This window comes from Streptomyces sp. CB01635 (assembly GCF_002803065.1).
Classification (GTDB): Bacteria; Actinomycetota; Actinomycetes; order Streptomycetales; family Streptomycetaceae; genus Streptomyces.
Genome location: NZ_NNBL01000015.1, coordinates 43722 through 57860 on the forward strand (window position 1 = coordinate 43722; position 14139 = coordinate 57860).

The window sequence follows — 14139 nt, forward strand, 5'->3', positions numbered from 1 at the left end:
ATGTCGCAGTCCGCCCTGGTGAGCGTGGCCAGACGGCGCGAGGTCATCGACGCGCTGCGACGCGGCACCGTACCGCAGGCCGGTCTCGATCTTTTCGCCGTGGGACTCGGCCGGTTCGAAAGCGCCCTCGACGACGACCTCGCCACCGTGACCCGCGGCGGCGCTGCCTTCCACGCGATCCGTGGCGACTACGGGTCCGGCAAGACGTTCTTCGCACGCTGGCTGACCGAGCGCGCCAAGCGGGCCGGCCTGGCCACCGCGGAAGTGCAGATCTCCGAGACGGAAACGCCCCTGCACCGCCTGGAGACCGTCTACCGAAGGCTCACCGAACGCCTGGCGACGGCCACGCACCAACCCAGTGCGCTGCGGGCGGTGATCGACTCCTGGTTCTACACGCTGGAGGAGGAAGTCCTCGACGGCGGGGACCTCGACGAGGAGGACGAGGCGGCGCTCTCCGAGGCCGTGACCGCGCTGATGGAGCGACGGCTCGCTGATGTGGCGCGCACCACCCCCGCGTTCGCCGCGGCCCTGCGCGGCTACCGAGGAGCGGTCGCGGAGGGGGACGCGGCCACCGCGGAAGCGCTGATCGCCTGGCTCGGCGGACAGAAGTCCGTCGCGGCATCGGCACGCCGCTCGGCGGGAGTGCGCGGAGACCTCGACCACTTCGCCGCCCTGGGCTTTCTCCAGGGCCTGCTCACTGTGTTGCGGGACTGCGGCCATCCCGGTCTTCTCCTCGTACTCGACGAGATCGAGACGCTGCAGCGGGTTCGCGGCGATGTCCGGGAGAAGGGCCTCAACGCACTACGGCAACTCCTCGACGAGATCGACGCGGGCCGGTTCCCCGGGCTCTTCCTCGTCATCACAGGCACCCCTGCCTTCTACGACGGCCAGCAGGGCGCGCAGCGGCTCCCCCCGCTGGCCCAGCGCCTGGCCACCGACTTCACCACGGATCCGCGCTTCGACTCACCGCGCGCGGTGCAACTGCGCCTGCCGGGCTTCGACCTGCCCAGGCTCGGAGAACTCGGCCGGAACGTCCGCGACCTCTATCAGGGAGCCGCGGCCCATCCAGACCGGGTCGCAGCCCGCGTCGACGACCGTTACGTCGACGAGCTGGCCACAGCTGTCACCGGCGGACTCGGCGGGAAAGTCGGCATCGCACCACGTGTTTTTCTGCGCAAGCTCGTTGCCGATGTCCTCGACAGGGTCGACGAGTTCGAGGACTTCAACCCGCGCGAGCACTATGCACTCACGATCGCGGAGGCCGAACTCACCGGTGTCGAGCGAAACGCCGCGGCAGGGGATGCCGACGACATCGCGCTGGAACTGCCGTGAGCGCGGTCGATGAGTTGGAACCCGCGCTCGTCCACCACATCGTCAACACCCTTGGCTGGAAGGGACTGCGCCCACTCCAGGAAGCGGCGGTCGAGCCGCTGTCCGCAGGCGAGGACGCCCTCCTCCTCGCCCCGACCGCAGGCGGGAAAACGGAAGCGGCGTGCTTCCCGCTGCTGTCGCGCATGCACCGCGCCCGGTGGTCCGGCACGTCGGTGCTGTACCTCTGCCCCCTCAAGGCGCTGCTCAACAACCTGCTGCCCAGGGTCGAGACGTACGCCTCCTGGCTCGGACGCGGCGCCGCACTCTGGCACGGCGACACCACCTCCGGTAACCGCAAGCGCATCCTGGCGGACCGTCCGGACGTCCTGCTCACCACCCCCGAGTCGCTGGAAGCGATGCTGGTGAGCGTCAATGTCGATCATGCGTCGTTCTTCTCGGGGCTCAGGGCGGTAGTCGTCGACGAGGTGCACGCCTTCGCCAGCGACGACCGGGGCTGGCACCTGCTGGCCGTACTGGAGCGACTGCAACGGGTGGTGGGGCGTCCACTTCAGCGCGTCGGACTCTCGGCGACGGTCGGCAATCCCGGCGAACTTCTCACTTGGCTCCAGGGCTCGGGAGCGGGCACGCGCCCCGCACAAGTCGTCGCCCCTCACCTGGACGCGCCGCGGGACGCAGCGAGTGGTGCGCCCCCTGTCTCCGTACCGTCCGGGGACATTCAGCTCGACTACGTGGGATCGCTCGAGAACGCGGCAACCGTCATCAGCACCTTGCACCGCGGTGAGAAGCGCCTGGTCTTCTGCGAGTCACGGCGACTGGTCGAAGAACTGGGATCAGCGCTACGGGCCCGAGGGGTCGTCACGTTCCTCTCTCACGCATCGCTCTCGCTCGACGAGCGCAGGCGGGCGGAAGCGGCTTTCGCCGAAGCGCGGGACTGCGTGATCGTGTCGACCAGCACGCTCGAACTCGGCATCGATGTCGGTGACCTGGACCGGGTCGTCCAGATCGACGCACCGGCATCGGTCGCCTCCTTCCTGCAGCGGATCGGCCGTACCGGACGCCGCCCCGGGACCTCACGGAACTGTCTCTTCCTCGCTCTCGACCGCACGGGCCTGCTGAGTGCGGCAGGGCTCCTGTTGCAGTGGTCGAGAGGGTGGGTCGAGCCAGTGGTCGCACCTCCCGAGCCGCGGCACATCGTGGCTCAGCAGTTGCTCGCCCTCTGTCTCCAAGAGGGCGGCGTCGGAAGCAATCTGTGGCATGAAGGGTGGAACGGCCTCGGGCCGTTCGGCCCGTCCGCGCAGCCGATCGTCAAACACCTGGTGACAGAGGGATACCTCGATCAAGACGACGGGTTGCTCTTCATCGGTCCGGAGGCCGAACGCCGCTTCGGCCACCGGCACTTCATGAATCTCACCGCGGTGTTCACCGCACCGCCGCAGTTCACCGTCCTGCAGGGCCGGACCGAGATCGGCCGGACAGACCCCAGCCTGCTCACCGAGCACATCGCCGGTCCCCGTCGGCTTCTGCTTGCCGGCCGGAACTGGCAGGTCACCTACATCGACTGGAAACGGAAACGGTGCTTCGTCGAACCGGCCGACGGAGGCGGCAAGGCCAAATGGAGCGGGGCCGGTTTCGGCCAGGGCGCGTCCTTCCGGCTTGTCCGCGCGGTGCGTGACGTACTCCTCGGCGCTGACCCACCGGTGCATCTGACCCGGAGAGCACATGGGTGCCTGGGCGAAGCTCGGGAGTACTTCATGGAGCGAGTGCATCCAGGAGGCACTCTGATCGTGCGGGAAAGGGGAAGGCCGGACCAACTTCGATGGTGGACGTGGGCCGGGCATCGGGCCAATGCCACTCTGGCAGCCACCCTTGGCGGTGCCGCGGTGCCGGGACAGCGACTCAACGATCACTGGGTACGTCTACGGGACGACCTCACCCCGACGGACTGGAAGCTGGCCCGCCAGGACGTGACGGAGAACCTGGCCTTGCCTGATATCGATGAGAAAGCTGTGCGGGGTCTGAAATTCGGGGATGCGCTTCCCGCCCGACTGGCCGAGGCGACACTGTCGATCAGACTCGCAGACCTCGAATCTGCGGCTGTTGTGTTGTCCGAGCAGGTGCGCTTCACGGGTGGGGGCGTCTGAACTGCATGGTGCTGGGATGAAGCTTGCGTGCTGGGATGGTGCTGGGATGACCTCTGGAAAAATCGTGTTCCCGCAGGTGGGAGCCCTGCACTACGGATTCCGCTTCAACGTCTGATCCGCCTCACTCGCACGTCATCCAGGGTCCGCCTCTTCGGGGGTGGGCCCTGGTTCGTTGTTCGGGCGGGCGTTGTCCGTGGGGCGGCGGTGGCAGGATGCCGGGACGGGAGCGAGAAAGGGCTGGGATGGGGCGGCGGGAGCGGGGGGTTGTGGGTGGGGGCGTGTGGCTGGAGGGGGCCGCGCGGGGGGTTGTCGGGGATCATGCACGGGCCGTTGAGGCCGTCAGGGGCGCCTTGCAGCCGATTCATGAGGCCGAGGCCGCGCAGGCCCTGGGGGCTATTTCTGTTGCTCGGCTCAAGGACGTCACCGAGGGGCGGTTGAGGCTCGGGGAGGTGGAGAGGAGCGGGCTGTCCTCCGTTCTTCAGGTTCTTGAGGCCGGGACCTATCGGTTGCGGCAGATCCCTGGCGTGGGGGAGCAGACCGCCAATCAGTTGGTCGCTGCCGCTCGGCAGATTTCCGATGCCGTCCGGGAGACCGTCGCCGTCCACATCGATGTGGACCGGCCCGAGCCGCGTACCACCGCACTCGTCACCGCCCTGCATGTTCTGGTGGAGGCGGGGCCCGAGGCACGGCGTGCCGTCGAGACCGCAGCGGCTCTTGCCGAGCGGCTCGGTCCGTTGCTGGCCGACGCTCGTCCGGCCGCCGGGCGGCTTCGGATGCTGCTGGTCGGGAAGGCCAAGCGGGCGCAGGCACTTGAGGCTGTTGCGGAGATCCGCGAGCTGACCGAGGAGGCGGTGCGCGCCGGGCACCCGGAGCTGCTCGCCCAGGCGTCGGTGGACCTGTTGCGCGGTTCCTCGGACGACGTGGCCGCCTGGGTCGACTTCGAACTGCGGTCCGCCGAGTACTACAGCCTGCTCGCCGAGATCTCGGGGCGCGCCCCCGACACGGCCGCCTCCGAAGGGTTCCTGCCCGACGAGGTCGCCGAACGGGTCCGCGGGCAGGCGCTCGACGACACGCGGCGCCGGGTGTCGCTGCGCGGTTACCAGGCCTTCGGCGCCCGGTTCGCCCTCGCCCAGCGCAAGGTGATCCTCGGCGACGAGATGGGGCTCGGCAAGACCATCCAGGCCATCGCCGCCCTGGCACATCTCGCCGCCGAGGGCAGGAGCCACTTCATGGTCGTCTGCCCGGCGAGCGTACTGATCAACTGGACGCGCGAGATCGAGTCCCGCAGCAAGCTGCGCGTCCTGCCCCTGCACGGCCCCGACCGGCAGGACGCGTACGCCGACTGGAAGGGCCGCGGCGGAGTCGGTGTGACCACCTTCGACGCGCTGCGCCGCTTCCCCGTCCCCGGCGGCGGCGAGCTCGGCATGCTGGTCGTGGACGAGGCGCACTACGTGAAGAACCCGCAGACCCGCCGCTCCCGCACCGTCGCCGAGTGGGCCGAGCGCTGCGAACGCGTGCTCTTCATGAGCGGTACGCCGATGGAGAACCGCGTCGCCGAGTTCCGCAACCTCGTGCAGATCCTCCGGCCCGATCTGGCCGACGTCGTCGGCGACCGCGACGCAGTGGCCGGCTCGAAAGCCTTCCGCAAGGCCGTCGCCCCCGTCTATCTCCGCCGCAACCAGCAGGACGTACTGACCGAACTCCCGGCGCTCCAACACACCGACGAATGGGAGGAGTTGAGCGCGTCGGACGAGGAGGCCTATCGGGAGGCGGTCCGGGCCGGGAACTTCATGGCGATGCGCCGTGCGGCCTACGCGCGGCCCGAGTCGTCGGCGAAACTGAACCGGCTGCGCGAGATCGTCGAGGACGCGGCGGAGAACGGGCTGAAGGTCGTGGTGTTCTCCACCTTCCGTGACGTTCTCGCCGTGGTGAAGGACGCGCTCGACGGCGCCGCCCTGTTCGGCCCGATCTCGGGGAGCGTGCCGCCCGCGCGCAGGCAGCAGCTCGTCGACGAGTTCGCCGCCGTGTCCGGTCACGCGGTGCTCCTCGCGCAGATCGAGGCCGGGGGCGTGGGGCTCAACATGCAGGCCGCGACCGTCGTGATCATCTGCGAGCCCCAGGTCAAGCCGACCGTCGAGCACCAGGCCGTGGCGCGCGCCCATCGCATGGGGCAGGTGCGCTCGGTCCAGGTCCACCGGCTGCTCACCACGGGGGGCGTGGACGAGCGCATGGTGAAGCTCCTTGAGAACAAGTCCCGGCTCTTCGACGCCTACGCGCGCCGCAGCGCGATGGCCGAGGCGACCCCCGACGCCGTGGACGTCTCCGATACGTCGCTGGCCCGCCGGATCGTGGAGGACGAGCAGGCTCGGCTCGCCATGGGGGCGTAAGGGCGAGGCCCGGTTCCGGTTCGCCACACGGCCCCGGCCCACCCCACCACCCCCGCTCGTTATGGTCAGTCCTGTGACGCACCCAGTACCGGCCACCCCGACCGCAGCCGCGAACGCCCCCGCCCCCCTGGACCCCCTCGACCGGCGCATCGTTGCCGCGCTTCAGATCGATGGGCGGGCGTCGTGGCGGCGGATCGCGGCCGCGATCGGGGAACCCGAGCGGAAGGTGGCGCGGCGGGGGCTGCGGTTGCTGGAGAGCGGGGACGTGGCCGTGCGAGGGCTCGTCGTGCGGGGCGAGACCGTGATTCTGCGGATGACATGCCGGCCGGGGTCGGTACGCGACGCGGCCGTGGCGGCGGCCCGGCGCGCTGACTGCATCTTCTCGTACGCACTCGCCGGACCCGTCGACTGCGTGGCCGAACTTCAGTTCCCTCAGGGGCAGTTGGGGCCGCTGATGCTCGACGAGGTGCCCGCGCTGCCGGGTCTCGTCTCGCAGAGCGTGTCGCCGGTGCTGCGGTACTTCAGGACCGTGCACGAGTGGTCGCCGGGGATTCTCGGCGCCGGGGAGATCGAGGCGCTCGGCGGGCCGTCGGGCATCGTCGACGAGATCGGGCTCCCGGAGGTCGAGGTCGGGCCCGAGGAGCACGCGATCCTGGGGGCGCTCGCCGAGGACGGGCGGCGTACGCACGAGGACCTGGCCGCCGTCGCCGGGGTCTCCGTGGCGACCGCCCGCCGCCGCGTCGAGACGCTCACCCGCGACGGGCACGTGAGCATCCGGGCCGCCGTCGAGCCCGCGCTGCTCGGCCTCCCGGTCGAGGCGCTCCTGTGGATCAGGACCCGCCCCGACGAGGTCGAGAAGGTGGGGCGGCTGCTCGTGGAGTCGCCGCTCGTGCGGTACGCGGCCGTGGTCATGGGTGAGCATCAGCTCCTGGTCGACGTGACGCAGCCGTCGAAGGCCGCGCTGTACGAGTTCCTGACCGCCTCGCCCTGGGTGCGGCATGTGGAGGCCGTGCAGTCGCATCTGGTGGTCGACGCGTTCAAGCGCAGTGGCGTGGAGTTCCCGACGTCCAGTTGACGTCCATAACGCGACCAAAATATTCACGGATGAAGGAGTGGCGTCTTAAAAGTGCATTGAGTCTTAGGTATTGACTGAAACGGTCAGTGGCTTCAGTGTGGTGCACCACGCGCGCCGCTGCCCCGGACCTGTCCGGCCCAGCACGGCGACGTCCCCCGCGCCCGCTGCCCTAGGACTGCCATGCCCGCTTCCACCGGCCCTGCCGACTCCGCTCCCGTCCCGGACGAACTCTGCGCCCTCGACGCCGTCGACCTCGCGGCGCGTGTCCGTCGTGGTGAGCTGTCGGCCCGTGAGGTCGTCCGGGCCCACCTCGACCGCATCGAACGCCTCAACCCCGCCGTCAACGCGATCGTCACCCTCGACCCCGAGGGCGCTCTCGCCGCGGCCGCCGCCGCCGACGAGCGTCAGGCGCGCGGCGAGGAGCTCGGGCCGCTGCACGGCCTGCCCATCGCGTTCAAGGACACCCACCTCACCCGCGGCATGCGCACCACGCACGGCTCGCCCCTCTTCGCCGACCACGTTCCCGACGAGGACGAGCTGCTCGTGCGGCGCATCCAGGACGCGGGCGCCATCCGCATCGGGAAGACCAACGTCCCTGAGTTCGCGGCCGGTTCGCACACGTTCAACCCCGTGTTCGGCGCGACCAGGAACCCGTACGACACGAAGAGGTCGGCGGGCGGCAGCAGTGGCGGGGCCGCGGCCGCGCTGGCCGCCGGGTTCCAGGCGCTGGCCGACGGCAGCGACATGGGCGGCTCCCTGCGCAACCCGGCGTCGTTCTGCAACGTCGTCGGCCTGCGCCCCACCCCCGGCCGCGTCCCCTCGCACCCGGCCGGCAACCTGTGGGAGACCCTCGCCGTCGCCGGGCCCATGGGGCGCACCGTCGCCGACACCGCGCTGCTGCTGTCCGTCATGGCGGGGCCCGACCCGCGCGTCCCGATCTCCCTGGAGGGGCCGGGCGCCGCCTTCCGCGCGCCGCTCGGGCGGGACGCGGCCGGGCTGCGCGTGGCGTTCGCGCCCGACCTCGGCGGGCGGGTCGCCGTCGACCGCGACGTGCGCGACGTCTTCGAGCGGCAGGCCAAGGTCTTCGAGGACCTCGGCTGCGTCGTCGTCGAGGACTGCCCCGACCTGGACGGCGCCGAGGACGTCTTCCGCACGCTGCGGGCCCAGGAGTTCAACCAGGGCCTCGGCGCGCTCCTCGACAGCGACCGCGCCTCCCTCAAGGACAGCCTCGTCTGGAACATCGAGGAGGGGCGGCGCCTGACCGGCGCCGACCTCGCCCGCGCCACCGCCGAGCACGCCCGCATCCACCTCGCGGTCGTCGGCTTCTTCGAGCGCTACGACGTCCTGGTCGCGCCCGTCAGCCAGGTCACCCCCTTCGACGTCGAGGCGGAGTACCCGACCGTCATCGACGGGCAGTCGCAGCACACCTATCTCGACTGGATGCGCTCGGCGTACTTCATCTCGGTCCTGGGCGCACCCGCCCTCTCCGTACCGGCCGGCTTCTCGGCTGCCGGGCTCCCCGTCGGCGTTCAGATCGTCGGCCCGCCCCGCGCCGAGCGGACCGTCCTCGAGGTCGGCGCCGCCTACGAGGCCGCCACCGGACACGGACGCCGCCGGCCCTCCCTCCCGTAGCCGTACCTTCCGCAGCCGTATGGAGCCCTGATGAGAAAACCGCACGTGATCTGGGCCTTCGTGCCCGTACTGGCTTTCCTCGGCACGCCGTTCCTGCCCTTCGTCAATGGCCCGTACCTCTGGTTCGGCATTCCGTCCGTCCTCGCCTGGTGTCTGCTGTGGACGGCCGGTACGACGGCCTCGCTCGCCCTCGTCGAGCACTTCGCGCACACCGACGACGAACGCGCCGACCGCGATGAGGCCGAGGAGGCCGCCGCATGAACACCACCATGGCCATCACTCTCATCGGCATGGTCTCCATCGCCGTCGTCGGCGTGAGCGGGCGCAGACCGCGCAGCGGGGAACTAGGCGAATGGACCGTGGGGAAACGCAAGTTCTCCACCTTCACCACCTGGTTCCTCCAGGCGGGCGAGGCCTTCACCACCTTCAGCTTCCTCGGCCTCGCGGGCATCGCCTTCGGCGGGGGTGTCGCCGCGGCCTTCGCCCTGTGCTACCTCGCGATCAACTTCGTCCTCCAGTACTTCACCGCGCCCCGCATGCGTGAACTCGGGCGCAGGGGCGGCTACTTGACGCAGGCGGACTTCTTCACCGACCGCTACCGCAGCCCTCTGCTCGGCAAGGTCGTCGCCGTCGTCGGAGCGGTCTTCCTGCTGCCGTACCTCCAGCTCCAGATCACCGGGCTCGGCATGATCGTCCAGCTTGCCACCGGCAGCCGCACGGGCGGCAACCTCAGCATGGTTCTGGCGACCGTCCTCACCGTCGGCTTCGTCCTGTGGTCCGGCATCCGCGGCATCGCCCGCGTCGCCTACCTCAAGGACGCCCTGATGATCGTCGGGCTCGTGGTGCTGTTCATCGGCGTCACGGTCTCCGTGAAGGGGGGCATCGGCGGCCTCTTCGAGACCGTACGGGACAGCCACCCGCAGCTCTTGACGCTCAATCAGGAAGGCTATGACGCCACCTTCTTCGTCACGGCCGTCATCATCTCCGGCATCGGCGGCGGACTCGGCACCATGGCCCATCTGTGGCCGCCGGTCCTCGCCGCCGGCAGCGGGCGTGCCCTGCGCAAGAACGCGGTCTGGCTGCCGCTCTACCAGATAGCCCTCGGTATCCCGGTGATCGTCGGCTTCGCCGGAATCCTGCTCGTGAAGCCGGGATCGCCCGCGAACTCAGTCGCGCTCACCCTCGCCGGCCAGACCCTGCCCGGCTGGCTCGTCGGCGTCGTCGCGGTCGCCGCGGCCTCGGCCGCCATGGTGCCCTCGGCGGCCATCGTCGTGGGCATCTCCAGCCTGCTGTCCCGCAATCTGCTGAGCGCGCGCAACGAACGTACGCAGCTGCGCACCAACCACCTCTGCGTGGTCGCGGCCGCCGCGCTCGCCCTGGTGCTCGGCCTGACCAGGCCCGGACTCCTGTCCGACCTGCTGCTGCTCACCTACGGAGGCCTCACCCAGCTCGCCCCGGCGATCGTCATGGGGCTGGCGAAGAAGGTGCGTCTGGATGCCGTGCCCGCACTGCTCGGCATCCTGACCGGCGTCGGCGTCCTGATCTGGCTCACCTTCGGGGGCGTGGACGTCGGCACGGTCGACACCGGGCTCATCGCGCTCGCCCCGAACCTGGTGGTGACGGCGGTCGCCCAACTCGTGGTGCGGTCCCGCTCCCTGGCCGCTGTGCCGGCCGAGGTCAACTGACCGGCCGCCGGGTGCCGTTGCGCGGTGTGGGGCCGCACACGGCGCCCGGCGGCCTGGGGCCCTGCCGGTCGGCGGCAGGGCCCTACCTCACCCTCAACTCCTTCACGGGTTCGGGCTTTTCGCCATCCTCGGTGACCCGTACGAACCGCGCCGTCCGCCCCGGCGTGAAGGCCCGCCACGCCGCTCCGTCGACCGACGTCGTCACCGCGTACGCGCGCGTGCCCGTCACGTCGACGCCGGAGACCTTCCCCGTCCGGCCGAGGTCGACCGTGAGGGCGGCGTGCGCGGTCGCCGGCTGCCAGGCGGTGACCGGGTTGCCGTCCACCGCCGCCTCCGCGTACAGGCCCGGCTCCTCGGACGTCGCCGTCGCGGTGCGGCAGCGGGCCAGGTCGGAGGTGGGTTCGAGGTCGGGGCGCCGGGTGCGCAGGACGAGCCCGCCGCGATCGACCGTGGCGCGTCCGGTGGGCGTGACGACGGGGAACGGCTCGCCCGCGGTCAGCCTGACCGTCGTACGCTCCGGCCCGATCGCGATGTCGTACGTCCGTCCGCGCCAGGCCAGCCCGCGCAGCGTCACGCCCCGGCCGAGCTGCGGCGGCAGCGACGGGTCCAGGCGCAGGGCGTCCTCCTCGAGGCGCAGGCCGGTCAGGCCGTGCGTGAACACCTGGAGGAAGCCGCCCTTCCCGGTCAGGAAGTCCTGCGCGGGCGTGCCCGCGAGGGGGTCACTGGACCCCGCCTTCGTGCCGCGCGCCTCCGAGAACAGCCCGAACGGCTCACGGAAGAACGGCTTCGAGGCGCGCCGCAGGAACGTGTACGTGGCACAGCCCGGCTCCCCGATCGACGCGGCGGCCACCGCGTGCACGGAGTCCGTCATCGCGGGCCCGTCCGGGTCGGTGTGCGCGACGTAGTGGTCGAGGGTCGCCGCCGCCGCGCCCTTCGGCATCGGCTTCCAGTCCAGCGGGTACAGCAGCAGGACCGCGTCGGCCTGCTTGATCGTCGAGCCGTTGTAGCCCTCGTACTGGAGGAAGATCTTGCGCTTCGGGTCGTACGGGATGCGGAGCCCGCCGGCGATGGTCGCCCACGCGGCCGAGGGCGCGGCGCCCACGAGCCGGGCGGCGCGGGCGGCGGAGCGCAGGGCCGTGGCCGCGACGGCGTTCGTGTAGACCCCGTCGTCGACGCCGTTGCTGTACTCGTCCGGGCCCGCGACGTCCTTGATGGAGTACGAGCCGTCGGCGTTCTTCGTGACGCGTGAAGTCCAGTACTCCGCAAGGCCCTTGAGGAGCGGCCAGCCGTGCGAGCGCAGCCAGGCGCGGTCGCCCGTCGCCAGGTAGTACTGCCAGGCGGCGAGCGCGATGTCGCCCTGGAGGTGGTTCTGGGTGACGCAGTGCGGCGGGTACCAGCTCTGGCACTCCGTCCACAGGGCGCCGCGGCTCGCGCTGGTCCACGGGTACATGAGGCCCTTGACCGACGTCTTGCGGGCGTTGTCGGCGGCCGCCTCGCGCGTGCGGTAGCGGTATTCGAGGACGGGGCGCGCCAGGTCGGGCCGGTCCGAGAGCAGCGCGGGGAACATCCACGTCTCGGCGTCCCAGAAGATCATGCCCGCGTAGGCGTCGCTGGTGAGCCCGGAGGGCGCGATGCTGTCGCGGCCGCCGGCGCGCACCGCCGTGAGGAGTCCGTACCGCGCGGCCCGCACCTGCTGCTGGATCTCGGGCCGGTCCGGCACCTCGATGTCCGACGTCCACAACTTCCCCCAGGCCGCGATGTGTTCGCGGAACAGCTCGTCCCATCCGGCTGCGGCCGCCTGTTGGGAGGCGCCGACGGCCGCGCCGTGCGGGGTGCGAGAGGTGAGCGCCGTGTCCACGCCGACGTACTTGGTGACGGTGTAGGTGCGGCCGGTGTCGACGGAGAACGTGGCGGACTGCTGGTTCGTCAACGTGTCGGTGTGGCCCGCCGTGTGGGTGCGGCCGGGGGCGCGCAGGGTGGAGGCGACGACGCCGTCCTGGCGGGTGCCGTCCGTGCGGAAGCCCACCGCCATCGTGCGCTTGCCCGCGGGGCCGCCGCCGGTGGGCGCGATCCGGCGCGCGCCCCGCCCGTCGATCCGGTCGGTGACGGTCGCCTCACCGCTCCAGTGCGGCGTGACGCGCAGCCGCACCGCTCCGGTGTGCGCGTGGGAGCGGTCGGTCAGCACGTCGTACGTCAGATCGGTACGCCGGCCGTCCTTGTGCGTCCAGGTCAGCGACGTACGGACGAATCCGCAGCGCAGGCTGAGGGCCTGCCGGTAGTGCGAGATCCGGCTCGTCGGGCCGTACGTCTCGTCGCCCACCGTCAGGTCGAGCGCGGTCCAGTTCGGCAGGGCGGCGACGGCCTCGCGGTGCGCCGTGTTCTCGGGCCCGCGCGCGTAGAGCCCGGTGGTGAACGCCCCGTCGTAGCGCGGCGTGTAGAGCGGCCAGCCGGTCTTGTCGCCGGGCTCGGCGTAGCCCGCGCCGGACGGCGGGACACGCACGCCGAGATATCCGTTGCCGGTGTACGCGTGATAGGTGTTCGCGGGGTCGATGCGGGTGGTGGCCGGGGCCCAGGCGGGGTCGCCGGTGCAGGCTTCGGAGGCCTCGGAGGGGGAGCCCGTAGGCATGGGGGGTGCGGCGGGTGCCGGGCCGGGGCCGGGCGTCGCCAGGGCCGCGCCCGGTGAGGCGCCGAGCACCGCGAGCGCGAGGAGGACGGTGAGGCGGGCGGGGGATCGGCGGGATCGGGTCACGCATCCGACGATGCGGGCGGTTGCGGACGGGAGTCGGGCAACCCGCGATGGAGGTCCCACGGATGGCGGGGGTGTCGCATGCCGCGTTTTGCCTCGACGGAAGGTCGACGGCCGGTCGACGGTTGCTCGACGCAGGGCGTAAGGGTTCCCTTACCCGGAGAAACTGCCTGCGTAAAGGCCTGCGGCCGAGCATGTCATCACTTCGAGTGATTCTTTGGCCTTCGCTTGCGGCGTACAACCCAGGGTTGCGACGCTGTTGCTGTCTGTCAATCCGATGGGTCGCCACGGGTCTTAGGGAGTGCAGCCAGTGACATTCGGTGAGCAGCCGGCGTATCTGCGCGTCGCGGGTGATCTTCGCAAGAAGATCGTCAATGGATCGCTGCCACCGCACACCCGCCTCCCCTCACAGGCCAGGATCCGCGAGGAGTACGGCGTCTCGGACACCGTCGCCCTCGAAGCCCGCAAGGTGCTGATGGCCGAAGGGCTCGTCGAGGGACGTTCGGGCTCGGGCACGTATGTGCGCGAGACGCCGGTCCCGCGCCGCGTCGCCCGCTCCGGATACCGGCCGATCAGCGGCTCCACCCCCTTCAAGCAGGAGCAGGCCGACGAGACGGCGCGCGGCACCTGGGAGTCCCGCAGCGAGCAGGCCGAGGCGAGCAGCGCCATCGCCGAGCGCCTCGGCGTCCGCGCCGGAGACCGGGTGATGTGCACGAAGTACGTCTACCGGGACGCGGGAGAGGTCATGATGCTCTCCACCTCCTGGGAGCCCCTGGCGGTCACCGGGCGCACCCCCGTGATGCTCCCCGAGGAAGGCCCCCTCGGCGGCTGCGGCGTCGTCGAGCGCATGTCCGCCATCGACGTGATCGTGGACAACGTGACGGAGGAGGTCGGCGCCCGCCCCGGCCTCGCCGAGGAGCTCATGGCGCTCGGCGGAGTGCCCGGCCATGTCGTCCTCGTCATCCAGCGCACGTACTTCGCATCGGGCAGACCGGTCGAGACGGCGGACGTCGTCGTCCCCGCCGACCGGTACCGGATCGCATACCACCTGCCCGTGAAGTGACCGATACGCGAACGCCCTGTCCGCAGGGTGTGACCACGACTTAACGCGCGGCCGCCTCCCGTAACGCCGGGGCAATCA

At 70.9% G+C, this 14139-nt stretch carries 9 protein-coding genes; 8 read left to right on the top strand and 1 reads right to left on the bottom strand.

Annotation, left to right across the window (positions count from 1 at the left end):
* The 7 genes from brxD to CG723_RS29620 all read left to right on the top strand — a co-directional run bounded on the left by brxD (window position 1) and on the right by CG723_RS29620 (window position 10252).
* The gene (gene brxD / locus CG723_RS29590; protein WP_100596577.1) at window positions 1-1332 is read left to right on the top strand and encodes a BREX system ATP-binding protein BrxD; all 1332 of its coding nucleotides are present in this window, start codon (window positions 1-3) and stop codon (window positions 1330-1332) included.
* A complete protein-coding gene (locus CG723_RS29595) occupies window positions 1329-3473 on the top strand; it encodes a DEAD/DEAH box helicase (RefSeq protein ID WP_100596578.1) in 2145 nt (714 codons plus the stop codon). The genes brxD and CG723_RS29595 overlap by 4 nt, the downstream gene beginning before the upstream one ends.
* Window positions 3474-3715: 242 nt before the next feature.
* On the top strand, window positions 3716-5860 hold the full coding sequence (locus tag CG723_RS29600) for a DEAD/DEAH box helicase (RefSeq protein ID WP_100596579.1): 2145 nt from the start codon (window positions 3716-3718) through the stop codon (window positions 5858-5860).
* A 73-nt stretch (window positions 5861-5933) separates the two neighbouring features.
* The gene (locus CG723_RS29605; RefSeq protein WP_234374587.1) at window positions 5934-6935 is read left to right on the top strand and encodes an Lrp/AsnC family transcriptional regulator; all 1002 of its coding nucleotides are present in this window, start codon (window positions 5934-5936) and stop codon (window positions 6933-6935) included.
* A 180-nt stretch (window positions 6936-7115) separates the two neighbouring features.
* Window positions 7116-8567: an amidase gene (locus CG723_RS29610; RefSeq protein WP_100596581.1), complete on the top strand. Its 1452-nt coding sequence runs from the start codon at window positions 7116-7118 to the stop codon at window positions 8565-8567.
* A gap of 30 nt (window positions 8568-8597) precedes the next feature.
* Window positions 8598-8828, top strand: coding sequence for a hypothetical protein (locus CG723_RS29615; RefSeq protein WP_159032577.1), 231 nt, complete (start codon window positions 8598-8600; stop codon window positions 8826-8828).
* Window positions 8825-10252 (top strand): sodium:solute symporter family protein, encoded by a 1428-nt coding sequence (locus tag CG723_RS29620; protein ID WP_100596583.1) that lies wholly within the window; start codon window positions 8825-8827, stop codon window positions 10250-10252. The genes CG723_RS29615 and CG723_RS29620 overlap by 4 nt, the downstream gene beginning before the upstream one ends.
* An 82-nt stretch (window positions 10253-10334) precedes the next feature.
* Here CG723_RS29620 and CG723_RS29625 read toward each other — a convergent pair whose 3' ends face one another.
* Window positions 10335-13001 carry a glycosyl hydrolase family 65 protein gene (locus tag CG723_RS29625; RefSeq protein WP_100596584.1) on the bottom strand — a complete coding sequence of 889 codons (2667 nt, stop codon included), beginning with the start codon at window positions 12999-13001 and terminating at the stop codon, window positions 10335-10337.
* A gap of 307 nt (window positions 13002-13308) precedes the next feature.
* Between CG723_RS29625 and CG723_RS29630 the strand changes: the two genes are divergently transcribed.
* Window positions 13309-14061: a GntR family transcriptional regulator gene (locus tag CG723_RS29630; protein WP_100596585.1), complete on the top strand. Its 753-nt coding sequence runs from the start codon at window positions 13309-13311 to the stop codon at window positions 14059-14061.
* Window positions 14062-14139 lie beyond the last annotated feature (78 nt).

What these genes read in the sequence shown, in the direction of transcription:
- brxD (WP_100596577.1), top strand. Translation starts at nt 1, where the DNA reads ATGTCGCAGTCCGCCCTGGTGAGCGTGGCCAGACGGCGCGAGGTCATC.
- CG723_RS29600 (WP_100596579.1), top strand. Translation starts at nt 3,716, where the DNA reads ATGGGGCGGCGGGAGCGGGGGGTTGTGGGTGGGGGCGTGTGGCTGGAG.
- CG723_RS29610 (WP_100596581.1), top strand. Translation starts at nt 7,116, where the DNA reads ATGCCCGCTTCCACCGGCCCTGCCGACTCCGCTCCCGTCCCGGACGAA.
- CG723_RS29615 (WP_159032577.1), top strand. Translation starts at nt 8,598, where the DNA reads ATGAGAAAACCGCACGTGATCTGGGCCTTCGTGCCCGTACTGGCTTTC.
- CG723_RS29620 (WP_100596583.1), top strand. Translation starts at nt 8,825, where the DNA reads ATGAACACCACCATGGCCATCACTCTCATCGGCATGGTCTCCATCGCC.